The following is an 18,959-nucleotide window of genomic DNA, read 5'->3' as shown; positions in this document are numbered from 1 at the left end:
GTGCGGCGACGTACTCTTGGAATCGCAAGGCTGCCCCCGTGGCAAGCGTGCCGATCAAGGAGGAAAAGCAGGCCTACAGAGCCGGCCCATGACTCAGACACCCACAGCTCACGACCCCGCTCAGGGGCAGGCACGAGCGCATTTCACCGTTCCGGCCAAGCACCCCATGGTGACCGTGCTGGGATCCGGAGACGCGCTACTGCGCGTGATCGAGAAGGCCTTCCCGGCGGCCGACATCCATGTCCGGGGCAATGAGATCAGCGCGGTCGGCGACGCCGGTGAAGTAGCCCTCGTCCAGCGACTGTTCGACGAGATGATGCTGGTGCTCCGCACCGGGCAGCCGATGACGGAGGACGCAGTGGAACGCTCGATCGCCATGCTCAGGGCGAGCGAGAACGGGGAGGGCGACGGCCAGGAAACCCCTGCCGAAGTGCTCACGCAGAACATCCTGTCCTCGCGCGGCCGCACCATCCGCCCCAAGACGCTCAACCAGAAGCGGTACGTCGACGCCATCGACAAGCACACCATCGTCTTCGGCATCGGCCCTGCGGGCACCGGCAAGACCTACCTGGCCATGGCCAAGGCGGTCCAGGCCCTCCAGTCCAAGCAGGTCAACCGCATCATCCTGACCCGCCCGGCGGTGGAGGCGGGCGAGCGGCTGGGATTCCTCCCGGGCACGCTGTACGAGAAGATCGACCCGTACCTGCGCCCGCTGTACGACGCGCTGCACGACATGCTGGACCCGGACTCGATCCCCCGTCTCATGGCGGCAGGCACGATCGAGGTCGCGCCACTCGCCTACATGCGTGGCCGCGCCCAACCCGTCTTCACGAACGTCCTGACACCGGACGGCTGGCGCCCCATCGGCGACCTCCAGGTCGGTGACCTGGTCGTCGGCTCGAACGGCGAGCCGACCCCGGTCCTCGGTGTCTACCCGCAGGGCGAAAAGGACATCTACCGGCTCACCGCCCAGGACGGTTCCTGGACGCTGTGCTGCGGTGAGCACCTGTGGACGGTCCGTACGGCTGCGGACAAGCGCCGCAACAAGCCGTGGCGGGTCCTGGAGACGAAGGAGATGATCGGCAATCTGCGCGCGGCGCAGGCTCGCCGCTACGAGTTGCCGATGCTCACCGCGCCGGTTGCTTTCCCCGAGCGCGAGGTTCCCATGGACCCGTACGCGCTGGGGCTTCTTCTTGGCGACGGCTGCCTGACGGGCTCGACCACGCCGTCCTTTGCGACAGAGGACCCGGAGCTGGCCGAGGCACTCGAAGCCGCGCTCCCGGGCGTCGCTGTGCGGCACCGTGGTGGACCCGACTACGCCCTCAACCGGATCAAGAGCCCTGGCGACGTGGTCACTCTGGAGAATCCGGTCACCCGGATCTTGCGTGAGCTGGACCTGCTGCGCACTCGCTCGCACTCCAAGTTCGTCCCTGACAACTACCTGCACAATTCGCCCGGGGTACGGCTGGGAGTCCTTCAGGGTCTTCTCGACTCCGACGGCGGTCCGGTCATTCAGGCGGACCGCACATGCCGTATCCAGTACTCGACGACGTCGATCCTGCTCCGGGACGACGTGATCTCCCTGGTGCAGTCGCTCGGCGGGGTGGCGTACACCCGTCGCCGGATGGCCGAGGCCCGCAAACCGGGTCTCGCCAATGGCAGGGAAGTCGTACACCGCTACGACGCCCACATCGTCGACATCCGCCTCCCCGAAGACATCGAGCCCTTCCGCCTCGCCCGCAAGCGCGACAAGTACCTCGCGGCCGGAGGCGGCGGACGCCCGATGCGCTTCATCGACAGCATCGAGCCCGCGGGCCGCGAGGAAGCTGTTTGCATCCAGGTTGCGGCAGAGGACTCGCTGTATGTCACACAGGACTACCTGCTGACGCACAACACCCTCAACGACGCCTTCATCATCCTGGACGAGGCGCAGAACACCAGCGCCGAGCAGATGAAGATGTTCCTCACCCGCCTCGGCTTCGATTCGAAGATCGTGGTCACGGGTGACGTGACGCAGGTCGACCTGCCGAACGGGACGAAGTCGGGTCTGCGGCAGGTCCAGGACATCCTGGAGGGCCTCGACGACGTCCACTTCTCGCGCCTCACGTCCCACGATGTCGTCCGGCACAAGCTGGTCGGCCGTATCGTCGACGCGTACGAGAAGTACGACAGCGAGAACGGCACCGAGAACGGCTCCCACAAGGGTCGCGGTCACAGAGGGAAGTAGACAGAACAGCGCCATGTCGATCGACGTCAACAACGAGTCCGGAACCGAGGTCGACGAGCAGGCGATCCTCGACATCGCCCGCTACGCGCTCGCGCGGATGCGCATCCACCCGCTCTCCGAACTCTCGGTGATCGTCGTGGACGCCGACGCCATGGAGCAGCTGCACATCCAGTGGATGGACCTGCCCGGCCCGACGGATGTCATGTCCTTTCCCATGGATGAGCTGCGGCCGCCGTCCAAGGACGACGACGAGCCGCCGCAGGGGCTCCTCGGGGACATCGTGCTCTGCCCCGAGGTCGCCGAGCGGCAGGGCAAGGAAGCTCCGACGCAGCACTCCATGGACGAGGAGCTCCAGCTCCTCACCGTCCATGGGGTGCTGCACCTGCTCGGCTACGACCACGAGGAGCCGGACGAGAAGGCCGAGATGTTCGGCCTCCAGGCGGCCATCGTGGACGGCTGGCGCGAGGAGAAGGGCATGACGGGTCCCTCGCCGGCCCCGACCGTGTCATGAGTCCTCAACTCGTCCTCGGCGCCGTCCTGCTGGTCGTCGTCGCCTGGCTCGCCGCCTGCGCGGAGGCGGGCCTCGCGCGCGTCTCCAGCTTCCGCGCCGAAGAGGCCGTACGGTCCGGGCGGCGCGGCAGTGCCAAGCTCGCGCAGGTCGCCGCCGACCCGACCCGCTATCTGAACGTGGCGCTGCTCGTGCGCGTGGCCTGCGAGATGGCCGCCGCCTCGCTCGTCACGTACGCCTGTCTGAAGGAGTTCGACAAGACCTGGGAGGCGCTGGCCATCGCCATCGGGGTCATGGTCCTCGTCTCCTACGTCGCGGTCGGCGTCTCACCGCGCACCATCGGCCGCCAGCACCCGCTGAACACGGCGACGATCGCGGCGTACGTCCTGCTGCCGCTGGCGCGGATCATGGGGCCCATCCCGCCCCTGCTCATCCTCATCGGCAACGCGCTGACGCCCGGCAAGGGCTTCAGGCGCGGCCCGTTCGCCTCCGAGGCCGAGCTGCGCGCGATGGTCGACCTCGCCGAGAAGGAGTCCCTCATCGAGGACGACGAGCGCCGTATGGTGCACTCCGTCTTCGAGCTGGGCGACACCCTCGTACGCGAGGTGATGGTGCCGAGGACCGACCTCGTCGTCATCGAGCGGTACAAGACCATCCGGCAGGCCCTCACCCTGGCCCTGCGCTCGGGCTTCTCGCGCATCCCCGTCACCGGGGAGAGCGAGGACGACATCGTCGGGATGGTGTATCTGAAGGACCTGGCCCGCAAGACGCACATCAGCCGCGACGCCGAGACCGAGCTGGTGTCCACGGCCATGCGGCCCGCCACCTTCGTGCCCGACACCAAGAACGCGGGTGACCTGCTGCGCGAGATGCAGCAGGAGCGCAACCACGTCGCCGTCGTCATCGACGAGTACGGCGGCACGGCCGGCATCGTCACCATCGAGGACATCCTCGAGGAGATCGTCGGCGAGATCACCGACGAGTACGACCGCGAGCTGCCGCCCGTCCAGGAGCTCGGCGACGACCGCTACCGCGTCACCGCCCGCCTCGACATCGGCGACCTCGGCGAGTTGTACGGCTTCGAGGCGTACGACGACGAGGACGTGGAGACCGTCGGCGGACTGCTCGCCAAGGCGCTCGGCCGGGTGCCGATCGCCGGGGCCTCCTCGGCGGTCGAGCTGCCCGACGGACGGGAACTGCGGCTGACCGCGGAGGCCGCCGCCGGGCGCCGGAACAAGATCGTCACGGTGCTCGTCGAGCCGGTCGGCCCGGCGGATCCCCCCGAGGAGGAGAAACCGGAGTGACCCCGAAGCAGCTGCGCGCCTTCTGCCTGTCCTTCAACGCGACCGTCGAGGACTTCCCCTTCAATCCGGAGACCTCGGTCTTCAAGGTGCTGGGCAAGCTCTTCGCGCTGACGAACCTGGACGCGCGCCCGCTCACGGTCAACTTGAAGTGCGACCCGCAGGACGCGATCCGGCTGCGCGGCGAGCACCCGGGGCTGATCATCCCCGGCTATCACATGAACAAGCGGCACTGGAACACGGTGACGGTCGACGGCGAACTCCCGGACCGCCTGGTCCGGGAGCTCATCGAGGATTCGTACGATCTCGTCGTCGCCGGTCTGCCGAAGGCCGAGCGGCTCCGCCTCGACCGGCCCTGAGTCCTCGACCGGCCCTGAGCCGCGCTTGCGGAGTCCTACGCCGACCAGCACCGCCGCCACCAGGACGATCCCGTTGCCGGACAGCGCCGGGGACTTCGTATGCTCAGGGCATGACCGACAGCAGCGCGCTTGACCCCGAGGACCGCAAGATCGTCACCCTGGCCCGTTCCGCGCGGGCCCGCAACGGTGTGCCCGAGGGGGCGGCCGTGCGGGACGAGACGGGGCGTACGTATGTCGCCGGGACGGTGGATCTTCCGTCGCTGCGGCTGAGTGCGTTGCAGACCGCGGTGGCGATGGCGGTGGCTTCGGGGGCGAAGTCCTTGGAGGCCGCGGCGGTGGTGTCCGAGGCGGGTGCCGCGGCCGTGGAGGATCTGGCGGCGGTACGGGACCTTGGCGGGGCCGGGACGCCGGTGTTGGTCGCGGGGCCCGACGGGGGCGTGCGCGCCGTCGTCACCGCGGGCTGAGCCAGGTTTTCATCGCCCCCGCCGCCCCTGCCCGTCCCATCCCTCCGGGGCTCCGCCAGGGGCTCCGCCAGGGGCTCCGCCAGGGGCTCCGCCCCTTGGACACCCATCGGCCTGGACACCCATCGGCCTGGACACCCATCGGCCTGGACACCCATCGGCCTGGACACCCATCGGCCTGGACGGCCTCGTCCTCAAACGCCGGACGGGCCGGAGGCGTGGCCCCCCGGCCTGACCAACCCCGTCTCGTAGGCGAGCACGACGGCCTGGGCCCGGTCGCGCAGGGTCAGCTTGGCGAAGATCCGGGTCACATGGGACTTCACGGTGGCTTCGCTCAGGGTCAGCTCCGCCGCCAGCTCCGCGTTGGACAGACCACGGCCCAGCAGCGTCAGAACCTCCAGCTCACGGGGGGTCAGGGACGCCAGATCGGCGGGCACGGCGGGCGACTCGGGCGGGTCCGAGGCGAAGCGCTCCACCAGTCGCCGCGTGATCGACGGGGCCAGCAGGGCGTCCCCGGTGTCGACCAGCCGCACGGCCGCCGCCAGGTGTTCGGGGGTGACGTCCTTGAGCAGGAAGCCACTCGCCCCGAGCGACAGAGCCGCGTACACATAGCGGTCCAGGTCGAACGTGGTCAGCATGAGCACCCTGCAGTCCGGAGCCTGCGCCAGAATGCGGCGGGTGGCCTCCAGGCCGTCCATGTTCGGCATGCGGATGTCCATCAGCACGACGTCCGGGCGGAGTTCGCGCGCAGCCGCCACCGCCTCCCCTCCGTCGGCGGCCTCGCCCACCACGTCGATGCCGCGGGCCGTCAGGATCAGCCGGAAACCCGTTCTGATCAGTGTCTGGTCGTCGACGACGAGCACCCGAGGAGCCCGCTCGGCCGTGGCCGTCGTCACGGGCGGTCCAAGGGGATGCGAGCCCGCACCCGGTAGCCGCCGCCGAGGCGACGCCGGGCGTCCAGGTCCCCTCCGTACACCGCGACCCGCTCGCGCAGGCCGAGGAGCCCGCGGCCGGCACCCGCCCCGGGCCTCGACCTCGGCGCGGACCGAGACATCGGCGCGGGCGCCGCGCCGGTCAGCACGCTCGGGCCGGTGTTCAGCACCTCCACGCGCAGCGCGTGGTCCGCGTAGCGCACGGTCACCTCGGCCTTGCCGCCGTCACCGTGCCTGAGGGCGTTCGTCAGCGCCTCCTGGACGATCCGGTACGCGGTCACGTCGATCCCCTCCGGCAGCGGGCGCGGCTCACCCGAGATCCGCACCTCGACGGGCAGACCGGCGAACGATATCCGGTCGACGAGCGGGCCCAGCCGGTCGAGACCGGGCTGCGGCGCCAGACCCGCCGTACCGACGTCCCCGCCAGAGCTCCCGCCCGAACTCGGCTCAGGATCCTCGCCGTTCGGCGACGGCGCCAGCAGACCCAGCAGATGCCGCAGGTCGGTCATCGCGCCCCGCCCGGCGTCCTCGACGGCCCTCAGAGCGGCCGCGGCCTCGTCCGGCATCGTGCCCATCACCTCGCGGGCGGCCCCGGCCTGAACCACCATCACGCTGACGTTGTGGCTGACGATGTCATGCAACTCCCGGGCGATACGGTCGCGTTCGGCGGCGACCGCGTCCCGGGCGGCGCTCTCCCGCTCCCGCTCCAGCAGCCAGCCGCGCTCCCCCACCGCCGCCTGCCACTTGCGTCGCGTACGCACCAGCGCCACCGCCAGCCATCCCGCGGCCGCCCCCGCCGCCCCCAGCACCGCCACCAGCCCGTCCGGCTCCCACTCCCACACGGGGTTCACCTTCGCAGACCGCGCCCGATCCGGCATCAGCCCGCGGATGCAGGGATCTGCGACTCAGGGTTGAGGTGCGCGGTCGTTTGCCACCCCGGGAGGGATGTTCCGGGCCCGGTCCCCCTCTAGCGTCCTGTGCATGGCCACTGAGGACCGCAGGGGAGAGGCCGTCGTACGACTCGACGGCGGAGACACCGTCGTACGGCTCGACGGCGTGCGCAAGGAGTACGGAGAGACGACGGCGCTGGACGGCGTGTCGCTGGAGATCCAGGCCGGGGACGCGGTCGCGGTGATGGGCCCTTCGGGGTGCGGCAAGTCCACCTTGCTCAACATGATCGCCGGCCTGGACCGTCCGACGGGCGGCACGATCGTCGTGCACGGCGAGAACGTGAGCGGGCTGAACGAGAAGCACCTCGCCCTGTACCGGCGGCGCCGCATCGGCATGATCTTCCAGTTCTTCAACCTCATCGACGACCTGTCGGCGCTCGACAACGTCGCCCTCGCGGCGCAGCTGACCGGCTCTCCCGCCCGGCAGGCCCGCCGCCGCGCCCTGGAACTCTTCGACGAACTCGGCATCGCGGCCCGCAGGAACGCCTACCCCGGGGTCCTCAGCGGCGGTGAGCGACAGCGCGTCGCCGTGGCCCGGGCGCTGATGAACCGCCCCGCCCTGCTGCTGGCCGACGAGCCGACCGGCGCCCTGGACAGCCGGGCCGGCGAGCAGGTGATGGACCTGCTCCTCGACCTCAACCAGATCGGCCAGACGCTGATCCTGGTGACGCACGACGAACACCTCGCACGGCGCTGCGCCAGCAGGCTGGTCGAACTCGCCGACGGCCGGGTGACCGGCGAGCACACCCTGGAGCCGTCCGCATGAGGGCGGTGTGGCGCGCCGCGCGCGCGGCCGTACGACGGCGCAGGCTCCAGACACTCGTCATCGCGCTGGTCACCCTGACCTCGACCGGGGCGATCGTGGTCGCGCTCGGCCTGGTCGACGCGGCCTCCGCCCCGTTCGACAAGGCCTTCGCCGCCCAGCGCGGCCCCCATGTCGTCGCCGCGTTCGACGCCGCCAAGGTCTCGGACGAGCAGCTGGCCCGCGCCGCCCGGCGGCCCGGCGTCGAGGCCGCAGCCGGACCCTTCGCGCAGGCGACGGTCGAACTGCCGAGGGAGCACGATCAGTACGCCCTGGGCAGCGAGGTCACGGTCGTGGGCCGGCCGGGACCCGGGGGGCCGGTGGACCGGCTCGACCTCTGGGCGGGCCGCTGGGCCACCGGGCCGGGCGAGGTCGTGGTGAACCGGCAGTCGGACTGGCTCCCGGACGACCTGGGCAAGAAGATCCAGGTGCCCTCGGGCCCCACCCTCACCATCGTCGGGTTCGCCTTCGACCTGAGCCGGACGGCGGACGCCTGGGTCGCCCCCGACCAGATCGCGGCCCTGCACCCGACCGCCGCCCAGATGCTCCTCCGCTTCACCGACGCGTCGTCGGAGAGCCGGATCCGCGCGCACCTGGCGTCCGTCACCGAAGGGCTGCCGAAGGACGCGCTGACCGCCCCCCAGTCGTATCTCACCCTCAAGGATCAGATCGGCAACTCGGCCCGGGCGTACGCCCCGTACCTGATGGCCTTCGGCATCCTCGGCATCGTGGTGGCGGTGCTCATCGTCGCCAATGTGGTGAGCGGCGCGGTGATCTCCGGCCTGAAGCACATCGGGATCCTCAAGGCGCTGGGGTTCACACCGGGACAGGTCGTCGCCGTCTACCTCACGATGATCTCCGTTCCCGCGTGCGCCGGTTGCGCGCTCGGCACCGCCCTCGGCAATGTCCTGGCGCGCCGGTTCTTCGAGTTCGTGTTCACCGGGCCCGACGCGGGGGTGTTCCACGGCAACGTCGGCATCGCGCCCTGGGTGAACGCCCTCGCCCTGCTCGGCATGCCCGCCCTGTGCCTGCTCGCCGCTCTCGCCCCCGCGGCGCGCGCCCACCGGCTGTCCGCGGCACGGGCGATCAGCGCGGGCAGCACCCCTCGGACCGGGCGGGCGCTGGGCATCCAGCGCAGGCTGGCGGGCAGTGGGCTGCCGCGGGCGGTCAGCCTGGGCGTGGGGCTGCCGTTCGCCCGGCCGGGCCGCAGCGCCCTCACGCTCGCCGCGGTCGTCCTCGGGGTGACCACGGTGACGTTCGCGAGCGGCCTGGCCACGACGATGACCCGGTTCGGGAGTGCGGGGCAGGACTCCTACCAGGTCACGGTCTACGCGACCAACTTCAAGGACGGCAAGGAGATCCAGCCGGAGCACGGCGACCGCGCACTCCAGTCGCTCCTCGGCTCACTGCCGGGCGCCACCGGGGTCACCGCCAGGGCGAACGCCGACGCACGCATCGCCGGCTCCGCCCAGAAGGTGAACTTCGAGGGCCGTCGCGGGGACCGGCCCCAGCTGGACAGTGTGCTCACCGAGGGCCGGTGGACCCGTCGTACCGGCGAGATCGTGGCCGGATCGGCCTTCCTGCGCGGGCACGACCTGCACGTCGGCAACCACATCCGCCTGGCGAAGGGCGACCGCCAACAGACGCTGACCATCGTCGGCGAGTTCATGGAGAGCGACGCGCGCCGGATCATCGGCGACTGGTCGACACTGATGACCCTCGCCCCTCGGGAGAAGCCCATCGCCTACCACGTCGAGCTCCGGGACGGCGCGGACCCTGCCGCCTACGCGCGCGCGGTCCGGGCTGCCGACCCCGGGGTGAGCCCCACCCCGAACAATCCGAACGCCATCACCCGAACCATCGTCGGCTCCGCGTCGGTGCTCACCCTGATGCTGGCCGTGGTCGCCTCGCTCGGCGTCTTCAACACGGTCGTCCTCAACACCCGTGACCGCCGCCGCGACCTGGGCATGCTCAAATCCATCGGCATGACGCCACGGCAGGTCACGGGAATGATGGTGACGTCGATGACCGTCCTCGGCGCGATCGGCTCGGTCCTCGGCATCCCGCTCGGCATCCTGGGCCACCACCTCGTGGTGCCGCGGATGGCGGACGCGGTGGACATCACCCTGCCCTCGTACATGACGGACGTCTGGCAGGCCCCGACCCTGTCCGGCCTGGCCTTGGCGGGCATCGTCATCGCCGTCCTGGGCGCCCTCGTCCCGGCCCGCCGCGCGGCCCGCCTGACGATCGCCGAGGTCCTGCACAACGAGTGAGACGCCGGCGATGTCAGTGGGCGCGCCTACACTCCCCGCCCATGACCTACGTGGACGAGCACGTACATCCAGAACCTCCCGTCGCGGGGGACGAGACCGCGACCCTGCTGGGCTCCCTGGAACGGCAACGCGCGACCCTCGCGTGGAAGTGCGGCGGGCTGGACGCGGCCGGGCTGAAGGCGACGGTCGGCGTCTCCTCGATCACCCTGGGCGGGCTGCTCAAGCACCTGGCCCACGTCGAGGACGACTACTTCTCCGGGCGGCTGTTCGCACGCCGGCCCAGTCCCCCGTTCGACACGGCGGACTGGGCCACCGACCCCGAGTGGGACTGGCACTCGGCCGCCGACGACACCCCCGACGAGCTCAACGCCCTGTGGCGGGACACCGTGGCCCGCTCCCGCGCCCTGGTCACCGAGGCACTGGCCGACGGCGGCCTGGACCGCCTCGCCGACCGGCACTGGCCCGACGGCCGGGCCCCCAGCCTGCGCCGCATCCTCATCGACCTCATCGAGGAGTACGCCCGCCATGTCGGCCACGCCGACCTCGTCCGAGAGTCGGTGGACGGCCTGGTGGGCGAAGACCCACCACACTGACGACAGCCCTGCCCCCGGGCCCCGGCCGACACCCTCCAGCCCGTCCGACGCGAGGACGAGCCCTCCGGGCGAGAGGAAACTCAGAAGCCCAGCTTGCGCAGCTGGCGCGGATCCCGCTGCCAGTCCTTCGCCACCTTCACATGCAGGTCGAGGAAGACCGGCGTACCCAGCAGCGCCTCGATCTGCTTGCGGGACTTGATGCCGACCTCCTTCAGGCGCTTGCCCTTGGGGCCGATGATGATGCCCTTCTGGCTGGGGCGCTCGATGTAGACGAAGGCGTGGATGTCGAGGAGGGGCTTGTCGGCGGGCCGGTCCTCGCGGGGGAGCATTTCCTCGACGACGACGGCGATGGAGTGCGGCAGCTCGTCACGGACGCCCTCGAGCGCGGCCTCGCGGATCAGCTCCGCGATCATGACCTGCTCGGGCTCGTCGGTGAGGTCACCCTCGGGGTAGAGCGCGGGGCCCTCCGGCAGCAGCGGGACAATCAGGTCGGCGAGCAGGCCGACCTGCTTGTCGCCGACCGCCGACACCGGCACGATCTCCGCCCACTCGAAGCCCAGCTCCTTGCCGAGCTGATCGATCGCGATCAGCTGCTCGGCGAGCGTCTTGCTGTCGACGAGGTCGGTCTTCGTGACGATCGCGATCTTCGGCGTCTTCTTGATGGACGCCAGTTCCTTCGCGATGAAGCGGTCGCCGGGGCCGAGCTTCTCGTTGGCCGGCAGGCAGAAGCCGATGACGTCGACCTCGGCCCAGGTCGTGCGGACGATGTCGTTCAGCCGCTCACCGAGCAGCGTGCGCGGCTTGTGCAGACCGGGGGTGTCGACAAGGATCAGCTGCGCGTCAGGGCGGTGCACGATGCCCCGTACCGTGTGCCGCGTGGTCTGCGGCTGGTTCGCGGTGATCGCCACCTTCTGGCCGACCAGAGCATTCGTGAGGGTGGACTTGCCCGCGTTGGGGCGGCCCACGAAGCAGGCGAAGCCGGCGCGGTGGGTGGCCTCGGACGGCTCGGATGACTGGGTACGAACGCTCATGGCGCCCATTGTCCCTGATCCACAGGCGCCTGCCGCACGTCGAGCATCCCGGCAGGGGCCCGTAGGGGATCGGTGAGGTTCCCGAAACCGTTCCTAAAGACTGAGCGTGAGTTCTGTTGCCAGGATTCATGCTCAGCCGAACGTCCCGAACGGTGTTGGGCGTTCTGGTTGCCCGCGTTCGCTCCGCAGTCCGGCGGCACGGATCGTGTCCGTGGTCCGGGAACGGGAGGGCGGGGTCCCTCACGCCCGAGGGCACGCCGGTCGGCCTGGACGGTCCGATGCCCGGCACCATCGCTCTGGTGGTGTCGGGGCGGTGTCGTCCGTCGCCGGATCGGGTGTCCTTGGGCGCGCCGTCCGATCGCCACGGAGGCAGCGTCGTGGCGAGTCGTCTTACGCGTTGTGCCGGTGAGGGGCTGCTGCCAGTGCTGGGCGCCCCACTTCGAGGTGTAGGCCGGGTCCACGGCGATGATCGTGATGCCCGTCCGGTCGGCCATGGAGGTCAGCCGGGCGCGGAGTTTGCCGGTGGGCATGCCGGAGATGAGCTGTCGGAACCGCTTTCGGCGGCCGTGCTTCTCCCGGGTCTTCTCCGCGGTGAAGTCGAGGTCTTCGACCGCGATGGCCTTCACGCCGCAGGCGCGGGCCCAGTTCAGCAGTCCGGTGACGGCGTGGCGGACCTGGGCGTCCCGGTGCTCGGCCGGTCCGGACAGGTCGTAGGCGAAGCGGCGCGGGTTGCCGACGGGGTTGCCGTGGGCGTCGAGGCGCCAGGCGGCGAGATGGTCGGCGTTCATGTCGACGCCGATCACAGCGTGCGCGACGGCGGCGGCCATCGGGATGGTCTTCGGCACGGGGATCTGCCAGGAGGCCTTCAGGTACCAGCGCCCGCGGGCAGTGTCCAGGTGGATGCGGTAGGCGACCGCCCGGTTCGCCTCCACCCGGTCCGCCCACTCGGGGCCGCGGTGCGCAAAGCCGACCCGGCAGGCGAGGACATACCGGCCGTGCGGGGCATTGGCCAGCTCAACGAGCGGAGCCGGGAGCTTGATGCTCACCTCACCGTCCGGGCTGACCCGGATCGGCTCGTTGCCGTAGCGCTTCCCGGACTCGCCGTCGGCCTGCAGGAACCAGCGCGACGCTTCCCAGCGACCGCGCCACGCGGCCTCGGTGAGCTGCGCGGCATGGAGGTGGTGACGGGTGCGGGCCAGGCGCTTGCCGCCGCGCACGACGTGCACGGTCCCGGCCTCGCGGTCGGCCCGCGCCTGCTCCAGCCGGTCTTCGAGGACGTGCAGGCGGCGGGTTTTGGCGTGCCACTCCCGCTTGCTGCGGTAGCCGCCCGGCGCCTTCTTCGAGCCCTTCGCGCCGACCGGCAGCGACAGCCGGTGCACGATCGTACGGATCCCCGCCTCAAGAGACTGGATGTGGGCGAGCTGGCCACGCCGGGCGAGCGCCCACTGATCATGCGTGGCCTTGGTGATCGATCCGGCCCACCGGGACGACGACGCAGCCGTCAGGCCCCGCTTACGGGCCGCCCAGGTGTCCGCGGAGTGCTCCAGACCATTCGCGCACCGCACCCTCAAGTCCCGGGAGGCAAGCGAACCGAGGTGCGCACCGACCAGCGCGAGCACCTTCTCATCGGCGGGCGTGAGCTGCTTCAACCGGGTACGGACCGCCACCCCCGAGGGACCGGCAGCGACAAACGACGCCGCAAGCGCCCGCAACCCGCCCACCCCACACCCCCTACAGCTCCTCGAAAACCCGGTCATCACACCAACGAGCACCACCAGGAAAGGTCACGCATACGACGAACGAACACTCACCCCCATCCCGGGACAGCAGCACCCAACCCCCGGCCGAGAGCCCCAGCACTCACTCACACACGCCAGAACGCACTCACACTCAGTCAAACCCCGGCAGTTCCCAACCCCTGGGCAGCGCGAAACACTATGGAAACATGCACGTGCACAACTGGAAATGCGGGCCGGTGACCCTCTGACGACGCCCCCACCGTCGGAGAGACCGGAGAGACCGTGACCCTGGCTGCCGCCCAGATCGACACCGGAGACACCGCCTGGCTGCTCGCCGCCACCGCGCTCGTCCTGCTGATGACTCCGGGCCTGGCCCTGTTCTACGGCGGCATGGTCCGCACGAAGAGCGTCCTCAACATGCTGATGATGAGCTTCGTGTCGATCGCGCTGGTCACCGTGGTGTGGCTGGTGGCCGGATACTCCCTCGCCTTTGGTGACGACGCCTTCGGCGGGCTCATCGGCGGGCTGAAGCACGCGGGCATGGCCGGTCTCGGGCCGGACAGCGTCCAGGGGACCGTCCCCACCCTTCTCTTCGCCACCTTCCAGCTGACCTTCGCGATCATCACGGCCGCGCTGATCAGTGGTGCGATCGCCGATCGGGCGAAGTTCGGCGCGTGGCTGGTGTTCGTGCCCGTCTGGGCGCTGCTCGTATACGTTCCCGTCGCGCACTGGGTCTGGGGCCCCGGCGGCTGGATCCTCGACGACCTGGGCGCCCTCGACTTCGCGGGCGGTCTCCCCGTCGAGATCACCTCCGGTGCCTCCGGCCTCGCCCTCTGCCTGGTCCTCGGCCCCCGCCTCGGCTTCAAGAAGGACGCCATGCGGCCGCACAACCTGCCGCTGGTGGTGCTGGGTGCCGGACTGCTGTGGTTCGGCTGGTTCGGATTCAACGCCGGGTCGGCACTCGGCGCCAACGGTCTCGCAGCCGCCGCGTTTCTCAACACCCTCGCCGCCGGCTGCACCGGCCTGCTCGGCTGGCTCTTCGTCGAGCAGCGGCGCGACGGCCACCCCACCACCCTGGGCGCCGCGTCCGGCGCGGTCGCCGGCCTGGTCGCCATCACCCCGTCCTGCGGCTCGGTGTCGCTGCTCGGCGCCCTCGTCATCGGTCTCGCCGCCGGTGTCGTCTGCTCGTACGCCGTGAGCTGGAAATTCAAGCTGAACTACGACGACTCCCTCGATGTCGTAGGCGTTCACCTGGTCGGCGGAATCATCGGCACCATGCTCATCGGCGTCTTCGCGACGGAGACGATGACGGGCGGCGCGGAGGGGCTCCTGTACGGGGGCGGGCTCGGGCAGCTCGGCAAGCAGCTGGTCGCCGTGGTGGCCGTAGGGGCGTACGCCTTCACCGTCACGTACGGCATCGGGAAGCTGCTCGACAAGCTCATCGGTTTGCGGGCGGACGAGGACCACGAGCACACCGGCCTGGACCTTACGGTGCATGCCGAGACCGCTTACGATCACGGGGTCCTGGGCCACGGCGCCCCGGTCTCGTCTTCTCTCTCCTCCGCTTCTCTCTCCTCCGCGCAGAAGGTCAAGCCCCAGGCATGAAGCTCATCACCGCGATCGTGAAGCCGTACCGTCTCGACGAGGTCAAGACCGCTCTCCAGGAACTCGGCGTGCACGGTCTGACCGTGACCGAGGCCAGCGGGTACGGGCGCCAGCGTGGCCACACCGAGGTGTACCGCGGCGCCGAGTACCAGGTCGACCTCGTCCCCAAGGCCCGTATCGAGGTCGTCGTCGAGGACGCGGACGCCGACCCGGCGATCGACGCCATCGTCAGGGCCGCGCAGACGGGGAAGATCGGCGACGGGAAGGTGTGGGCGGTGCCGGTGGAGACGGTGGTGCGGGTACGGACCGGCGAGCGCGGCCCCGACGCCCTCTGAGCGCCCACCGACTCGTACGGTCCCGAAGCCCCCTGAGCGTCCACCCTCTCGTACGGTCCCGACGCCCCCTGATCACCAGCACCGCCACCGCGATCCCCAGCACCACTGCCACCGCCACCAGCCACGGCAGTGCGAAGAACGATGTGCTCGCCGACTCCCGGGTACCCCGCGCGCTCGCCGTCAGCCTCACGTCGCCCCAGTCGAGCTGGGGTGCCCCGTGCCATGGCTCGCTCAGCCGTACCCGCTGCCCGGGGAGCAGCTCCGAGGGGATCTTCGTCAGCCCCCGTGACAGCAACGTACGGCCGAACAGGCCCTGGGCCCGCAGCTGCACCTTCGGGGCGAGGGTGACGTTGCCCGTGTTGTGCAGGGTGTAGGAGATCGTCGCCGCGCTGTCCCCGAGGCCGGGGACGAGGGGCTGGTGGTGGGTGACGCGGACGTTCTCGACGGCGAGCGCGGGGACCGAGGGCCCGCTCACCCGGAGGTAGACGCGGGCGCCCACCGCTCGCTGCACCCCGACCGCGAGCGATCCGTCGCCCGCCTCGACGCGCTCGTCGAGCGCCACCAACGCGCCCGGATGGTCCCCGGGCTCGGCCTTCTTCGGCACCCGGAGGGTGAACGGCACGGTGACCGAGCCGTGCGCGGGAACCGTCACCCGGGAGCGCGCGGGTCGCGCCCACGCACCCACCCCGCGCTGTTTCTCCTTCACCGTGCGCACGGCGAAACCACCGTCGCGCGCGGTGTTGTACGCGTCGGCGGCGTACAGCCGGAAGGTCAGCGGTTTCCCGGTCTTGTTGGCGACGGTGACCTTGTCCTCGATGGTCTGCCCGGGGTCGGCGGAGAGGGAGAAGTACGGCCGGGCGGCGACGGTCGAGGAGACGGGGTAGACGGACCAGCTGCCGTTGTCGGCGGCGTGGGCAGGAGCGCCCGACACCGCCGACAACAGGAACAGGCTCAGCCCCAGGCACAGGCCCAGGAGGAGACCGTAAGACTTGCGCATGTCAGGTGAGCGTCAGCGTGAGCACGCCGGAGTAGGAACCCGGTGGGGTGAACGCCGGTACGTTCAGGGACAGCCCGGCGTCGACGGTGAACTCGCCACCGGTGAGCGTGCCGCCGGGGGCGGACGCCAGGGTCGCTCCCGAACCGCCGACCGTGCCCGCCGAACCGGCCTGGCAGGTGCTCGGGCTCCCGGCCTTGGTCGCGCAGGCCGGGGTCCAGCTCAGCTTTCCGGCGTCGATCTTGGTGCCGGGACCGGTGAAGTCGGTGACCTTGCCGGTCAGGGACCAGCCCGCGGGTCCGCCGCGGAAGTCCTTGACGGTCACTGTCTTCAGGGCGCCGTCCGAGGCTCCGCCCTTGCCGAAGTCGACCGCCGACAGCTGGACGGCGTCCCCGGCCTGCGACATCGACAGCGTTCCGGCCCGCACCGTGGTGGTGACCTTCTGGGAGCCGTCGGGGACGGGCGTGTCGTCGATGACGACGTACGCCGCCGGACCCGCGCCCTTCTCGTCGCTCCAGCTCGCTCCCTCGTACGCCACCACGCCGGTCGTCGTCTTGTCGTTGACGGTCAGCGTGCCGCTGAACGAGCCCTGCGCGTCCACGGTCGCGGTGCCCGTGTCGGCGGTCTGGGCGGCGCCGGAGCGTCCGGCGAGGGTGACGGTAGCGCCGGGGGTGAAGTCGCTGCCGGTGACGGTCACGCCGGCACCGGGCTGTCCGGAGGCCGAACCGAGGGTGATGGCACGGTTGTTGGTCTCGCCGCCGCCGTTGGTCGCGGTGATCGTCTCCGACACCGGGGCGGGCGGGTTGGTGACCGTGCAGGGGGTGTCCAGTTCGAGGATGTAGCTGGTGTGGATGTTGTAGTCGCCGGGCGAGAGCGTGATGGCGCCGGGCGCGGTGACCGTGAAGCTGCCGGTCATGCTGAACCCCGGGAAGGGGGCGTTACCGGCCACCGGGTCGTTCTTCCGGGGGCCCGTGACGGTGATGTTTCCCGTCTGCGCTCCGCCGAGGGCGACCTTGCCGGAGGGCGTCATGATGTCGGCCGGCAGGGCGAGGGCGGTGGGGTTGTTCGCGGCGGGCGTGACCACCTTGTAGGTCACGTTGACGGTGTCACCGACCTTCGGGCTGGCGTTGTCCACCGTGATGATCGCGGTGGTGGTGCCGTCGATCGGCGGGATGCCCGCGATGTCCGGCGGGATGCAGTGCGTGGCGAAGTCCACGTTCTGGGATGCCGTGGACACGGCTCCTGCCGGGGCGGCCAGCGCTCCTCCCGCGGTGACCGCCAGGGCGGTCACCCCTAGCAGCGCCACCCAGCGACGTCTTCGGGCGTTCGAACCCGTGGTTCCCGTGGCTCTCATGCTGCCCCCTCCTGAGGGATGTGGGCGCGGCGGCTCTTCCGCGCCGACAGGGGGCCATTGATGTGCGGGTTGTGTGAGAAGTCAATGGAGGGCCGACACGTTGACTGATGGGCCATCAGATCGTGTCAATATCGCCAACTCTGGTCACCAGTACGGCAGTTGGCTGTGTGGGCAGTGCGAGAACCGGTGCCGCCCGAACGCGGCGACACCGGTCTTCACGCATGACGTGTCAGTTTCCGTCTCAGCTGAAGACGAACGGGCCCGGCGACTGCGGCGCGCTCGCGGTGCACGTCACGGTGATTCCGAAGATCACCATGTTCAGTGAGCCGCCGAACGCGTCGAGGGTGTCGCCGGAGGCGACGGTGCCGTTGAGCGGGCCCACGGTGACCCCGCCGCCCATCGGGATGGCGGGATTCTTCGTGCCGGTGAACACGACCGAGCCGCCGCCGGCCTTCGCCATGGTCAGCGTGGAGGCGATGGAGTCCTGCGCCAGGGGGAGAGGCGCGGTGATCGCGGTGGAGCTGAGGGTGATGGTCGCGGCCGTGCCGGTCTGCGTGGCCGTGAGGGTGGCCGCGCCACCGCCGCCGATCGTGCAGGTCGCGTTGATGGTCGCGGTCAGTGGGTCGACCGCAGCGGCGGTCGGCGCGAGGGCCAGACCGGTCGCGGCGAGCGAGCCCGCGGCTAACGCCGCGGCGATTCCGAGTCGCTTGCGTCTCATCGGATTCCCTTCCCTTGTACGGGAATTGCCATGTGGGGATGGATGGACGGCACCGTCTACCTTTTGGGGCCGGGCACACGGGCGCGTCACCGGGGTTCCGGTGCGGGTGCGGAGCGATGTGTACGCGGACCGTCCGCGAGAGCGGGTGCGGGACGCCGTGCGGCGGTATATCTGACGGTCCGTCGGAACTAACGGTTCCATTGATGCGCGAGCAGCTCGGGATTGCAAGGCATGTCCGGGGGTTTCTCCAAGGGGCAGCGAAAGTGGCCGAAGTTCATCCCCGGGGCCCTTAGGGCTTGTCGGGAATCAACACGCCGATTTGATCTTGGGGTTGTCCGGGTCGAGGAATCTGGTGATGTCGTCTGGTGTGCGGAAGCGGGCTGTCGAGGCGGGGATGTGGATGCCGTGGGCTTCCAGGAGTGGGCGGACGTCTTTGACGGCACGGCTGATGGTCATGGCGGTGGTGTTGAAGAGCTGCCCGAGAAGCTCCTGAAGACTGTGCTTTCGCAGGTAGAGGATGGTGACCAGGATCTGGTCTGCGGGCGTGAGGCTGGGTTTGCGGCCTGTGCCGCGGGCGACGCGGCGTGGTGCGCCGCGGGCTGCGTGGCGGGCTTGCTCGCGGGACTCTTCCAGCCCTGGGATCAAGGTGTTGATCAGGTCGCTGAGTTGCTGGCGTGTCATGCCGGTCAGCTCTGGGTGCTGCAGTTCTTCGGGCATGAGGGAGTGAGAGCCGCCGGCCGGCGGCCGGTTGTGCCGGGGACGGTCCGGACGCGGTCG

Annotated in this window: 17 protein-coding genes and 1 pseudogene; 10 read left to right on the top strand and 8 right to left on the bottom strand. The window is 70.3% G+C overall.

Annotated features, from left to right (window positions below; all coding sequences use genetic code 11):
• Window positions 1-88 precede the first annotated feature (88 nt).
• The 5 genes from AB0D57_RS38810 to AB0D57_RS38790 all read left to right on the top strand — a co-directional run bounded on the left by AB0D57_RS38810 (window position 89) and on the right by AB0D57_RS38790 (window position 4,859).
• Window positions 89-2,227, top strand: coding sequence for a PhoH family protein (locus AB0D57_RS38810; RefSeq protein ID WP_362084726.1), 2,139 nt, complete (start codon window positions 89-91; stop codon window positions 2,225-2,227).
• Between the two features lie 13 nt (window positions 2,228-2,240).
• Window positions 2,241-2,738: an rRNA maturation RNase YbeY gene (ybeY, locus tag AB0D57_RS38805; protein WP_362084723.1), complete on the top strand. Its 498-nt coding sequence runs from the start codon at window positions 2,241-2,243 to the stop codon at window positions 2,736-2,738.
• Window positions 2,735-4,039: a hemolysin family protein gene (locus AB0D57_RS38800; RefSeq protein WP_362084720.1), complete on the top strand. Its 1,305-nt coding sequence runs from the start codon at window positions 2,735-2,737 to the stop codon at window positions 4,037-4,039. The genes ybeY and AB0D57_RS38800 overlap by 4 nt, the downstream gene beginning before the upstream one ends.
• Entirely contained in the window at window positions 4,036-4,395 is a 360-nt protein-coding gene (locus tag AB0D57_RS38795; RefSeq protein ID WP_362084717.1) for an MmcQ/YjbR family DNA-binding protein, read from the top strand. Before AB0D57_RS38800 ends, AB0D57_RS38795 begins: the two co-directional genes overlap by 4 nt.
• 110 nt (window positions 4,396-4,505) lie before the next feature.
• Window positions 4,506-4,859 carry a cytidine deaminase gene (locus tag AB0D57_RS38790; protein ID WP_362084714.1) on the top strand — a complete coding sequence of 118 codons (354 nt, stop codon included), beginning with the start codon at window positions 4,506-4,508 and terminating at the stop codon, window positions 4,857-4,859.
• 191 nt (window positions 4,860-5,050) lie between these two features.
• Here AB0D57_RS38790 and AB0D57_RS38785 read toward each other — a convergent pair whose 3' ends face one another.
• Together AB0D57_RS38785 and AB0D57_RS38780 are read right to left on the bottom strand one after the other, a co-directional pair.
• Complete coding sequence (locus AB0D57_RS38785; protein WP_362084710.1) at window positions 5,051-5,752, bottom strand: response regulator transcription factor; 702 nt, start codon at window positions 5,750-5,752, stop codon at window positions 5,051-5,053.
• Window positions 5,749-6,630, bottom strand: coding sequence for a histidine kinase (locus AB0D57_RS38780; RefSeq protein ID WP_362084707.1), 882 nt, complete (start codon window positions 6,628-6,630; stop codon window positions 5,749-5,751). The genes AB0D57_RS38785 and AB0D57_RS38780 overlap by 4 nt, the downstream gene beginning before the upstream one ends.
• A 139-nt stretch (window positions 6,631-6,769) precedes the next feature.
• Between AB0D57_RS38780 and AB0D57_RS38775 the strand changes: the two genes are divergently transcribed.
• Genes AB0D57_RS38775 through AB0D57_RS38765 form a run of 3 tightly spaced genes read left to right on the top strand, consistent with a single transcriptional unit; the run spans window position 6,770 to window position 10,406 of the window.
• Window positions 6,770-7,504 carry an ABC transporter ATP-binding protein gene (locus tag AB0D57_RS38775; RefSeq protein ID WP_362084704.1) on the top strand — a complete coding sequence of 245 codons (735 nt, stop codon included), beginning with the start codon at window positions 6,770-6,772 and terminating at the stop codon, window positions 7,502-7,504.
• Complete coding sequence (locus AB0D57_RS38770) at window positions 7,501-9,813, top strand: FtsX-like permease family protein (protein ID WP_362084701.1); 2,313 nt, start codon at window positions 7,501-7,503, stop codon at window positions 9,811-9,813. Before AB0D57_RS38775 ends, AB0D57_RS38770 begins: the two co-directional genes overlap by 4 nt.
• 41 nt (window positions 9,814-9,854) lie before the next feature.
• Window positions 9,855-10,406 (top strand): DinB family protein, encoded by a 552-nt coding sequence (locus AB0D57_RS38765; protein WP_362084698.1) that lies wholly within the window; start codon window positions 9,855-9,857, stop codon window positions 10,404-10,406.
• 80 nt (window positions 10,407-10,486) lie between these two features.
• Here AB0D57_RS38765 and era read toward each other — a convergent pair whose 3' ends face one another.
• Both era and AB0D57_RS38755 read right to left on the bottom strand, forming a co-directional pair.
• A complete protein-coding gene (gene era / locus AB0D57_RS38760; protein ID WP_362084695.1) occupies window positions 10,487-11,446 on the bottom strand; it encodes a GTPase Era in 960 nt (319 codons plus the stop codon).
• A gap of 136 nt (window positions 11,447-11,582) precedes the next feature.
• Window positions 11,583-13,158 (bottom strand): annotated as a pseudogene (locus AB0D57_RS38755) (IS200/IS605 family accessory protein TnpB-related protein); the annotation flags it as partial.
• A 300-nt stretch (window positions 13,159-13,458) separates the two neighbouring features.
• Between AB0D57_RS38755 and AB0D57_RS38750 the strand changes: the two are divergent.
• Together AB0D57_RS38750 and AB0D57_RS38745 are read left to right on the top strand one after the other, a co-directional pair.
• Window positions 13,459-14,781 carry an ammonium transporter gene (locus tag AB0D57_RS38750; protein ID WP_362084692.1) on the top strand — a complete coding sequence of 441 codons (1,323 nt, stop codon included), beginning with the start codon at window positions 13,459-13,461 and terminating at the stop codon, window positions 14,779-14,781.
• Window positions 14,778-15,116, top strand: a complete 339-nt coding sequence (locus AB0D57_RS38745) for a P-II family nitrogen regulator (RefSeq protein ID WP_362084689.1) — start codon at window positions 14,778-14,780, stop codon at window positions 15,114-15,116. Before AB0D57_RS38750 ends, AB0D57_RS38745 begins: the two co-directional genes overlap by 4 nt.
• Here the strand turns inward: AB0D57_RS38745 and AB0D57_RS38740 are convergent.
• The 4 genes from AB0D57_RS38740 to AB0D57_RS38725 all read right to left on the bottom strand — a co-directional run.
• Window positions 15,010-16,113, bottom strand: a complete 1,104-nt coding sequence (locus AB0D57_RS38740) for a DUF916 domain-containing protein (protein ID WP_362084686.1) — start codon at window positions 16,111-16,113, stop codon at window positions 15,010-15,012. The two genes, AB0D57_RS38745 and AB0D57_RS38740, sit on opposite strands and share 107 nt — an antisense overlap.
• A gap of 1 nt (window position 16,114) precedes the next feature.
• Window positions 16,115-17,464, bottom strand: a complete 1,350-nt coding sequence (locus tag AB0D57_RS38735) for a beta-xylosidase (protein WP_362084683.1) — start codon at window positions 17,462-17,464, stop codon at window positions 16,115-16,117.
• Between the two features lie 241 nt (window positions 17,465-17,705).
• Window positions 17,706-18,182 (bottom strand): hypothetical protein, encoded by a 477-nt coding sequence (locus tag AB0D57_RS38730; RefSeq protein WP_362084680.1) that lies wholly within the window; start codon window positions 18,180-18,182, stop codon window positions 17,706-17,708.
• Between the two features lie 306 nt (window positions 18,183-18,488).
• On the bottom strand, window positions 18,489-18,959 hold a 471-nt coding region (locus tag AB0D57_RS38725), incomplete at its 5' end, for a transposase family protein (RefSeq protein WP_362084677.1).

This window comes from Streptomyces sp. NPDC048275 (assembly GCF_040652275.1).
Taxonomy (GTDB): Bacteria; Actinomycetota; Actinomycetes; order Streptomycetales; family Streptomycetaceae; genus Streptomyces.
This window is presented reverse-complemented; position numbering and strand designations above follow the sequence as displayed.

Coding starts and splice junctions, on each gene's coding strand:
- AB0D57_RS38800 (WP_362084720.1), top strand. CDS start 2,735: ATGAGTCCTCAACTCGTCCTCGGCGCCGTCCTGCTGGTCGTCGTCGCC.
- AB0D57_RS38810 (WP_362084726.1), top strand. CDS start 89: ATGACTCAGACACCCACAGCTCACGACCCCGCTCAGGGGCAGGCACGA.
- AB0D57_RS38730 (WP_362084680.1), bottom strand. CDS start 18,182: ATGAGACGCAAGCGACTCGGAATCGCCGCGGCGTTAGCCGCGGGCTCG.
- AB0D57_RS38765 (WP_362084698.1), top strand. CDS start 9,855: ATGACCTACGTGGACGAGCACGTACATCCAGAACCTCCCGTCGCGGGG.
- AB0D57_RS38775 (WP_362084704.1), top strand. CDS start 6,770: ATGGCCACTGAGGACCGCAGGGGAGAGGCCGTCGTACGACTCGACGGC.
- ybeY (WP_362084723.1), top strand. CDS start 2,241: ATGTCGATCGACGTCAACAACGAGTCCGGAACCGAGGTCGACGAGCAG.
- AB0D57_RS38740 (WP_362084686.1), bottom strand. CDS start 16,113: ATGCGCAAGTCTTACGGTCTCCTCCTGGGCCTGTGCCTGGGGCTGAGC.
- AB0D57_RS38735 (WP_362084683.1), bottom strand. CDS start 17,464: ATGAGAGCCACGGGAACCACGGGTTCGAACGCCCGAAGACGTCGCTGG.
- AB0D57_RS38770 (WP_362084701.1), top strand. CDS start 7,501: ATGAGGGCGGTGTGGCGCGCCGCGCGCGCGGCCGTACGACGGCGCAGG.
- AB0D57_RS38745 (WP_362084689.1), top strand. CDS start 14,778: ATGAAGCTCATCACCGCGATCGTGAAGCCGTACCGTCTCGACGAGGTC.
- AB0D57_RS38790 (WP_362084714.1), top strand. CDS start 4,506: ATGACCGACAGCAGCGCGCTTGACCCCGAGGACCGCAAGATCGTCACC.
- era (WP_362084695.1), bottom strand. CDS start 11,446: ATGGGCGCCATGAGCGTTCGTACCCAGTCATCCGAGCCGTCCGAGGCC.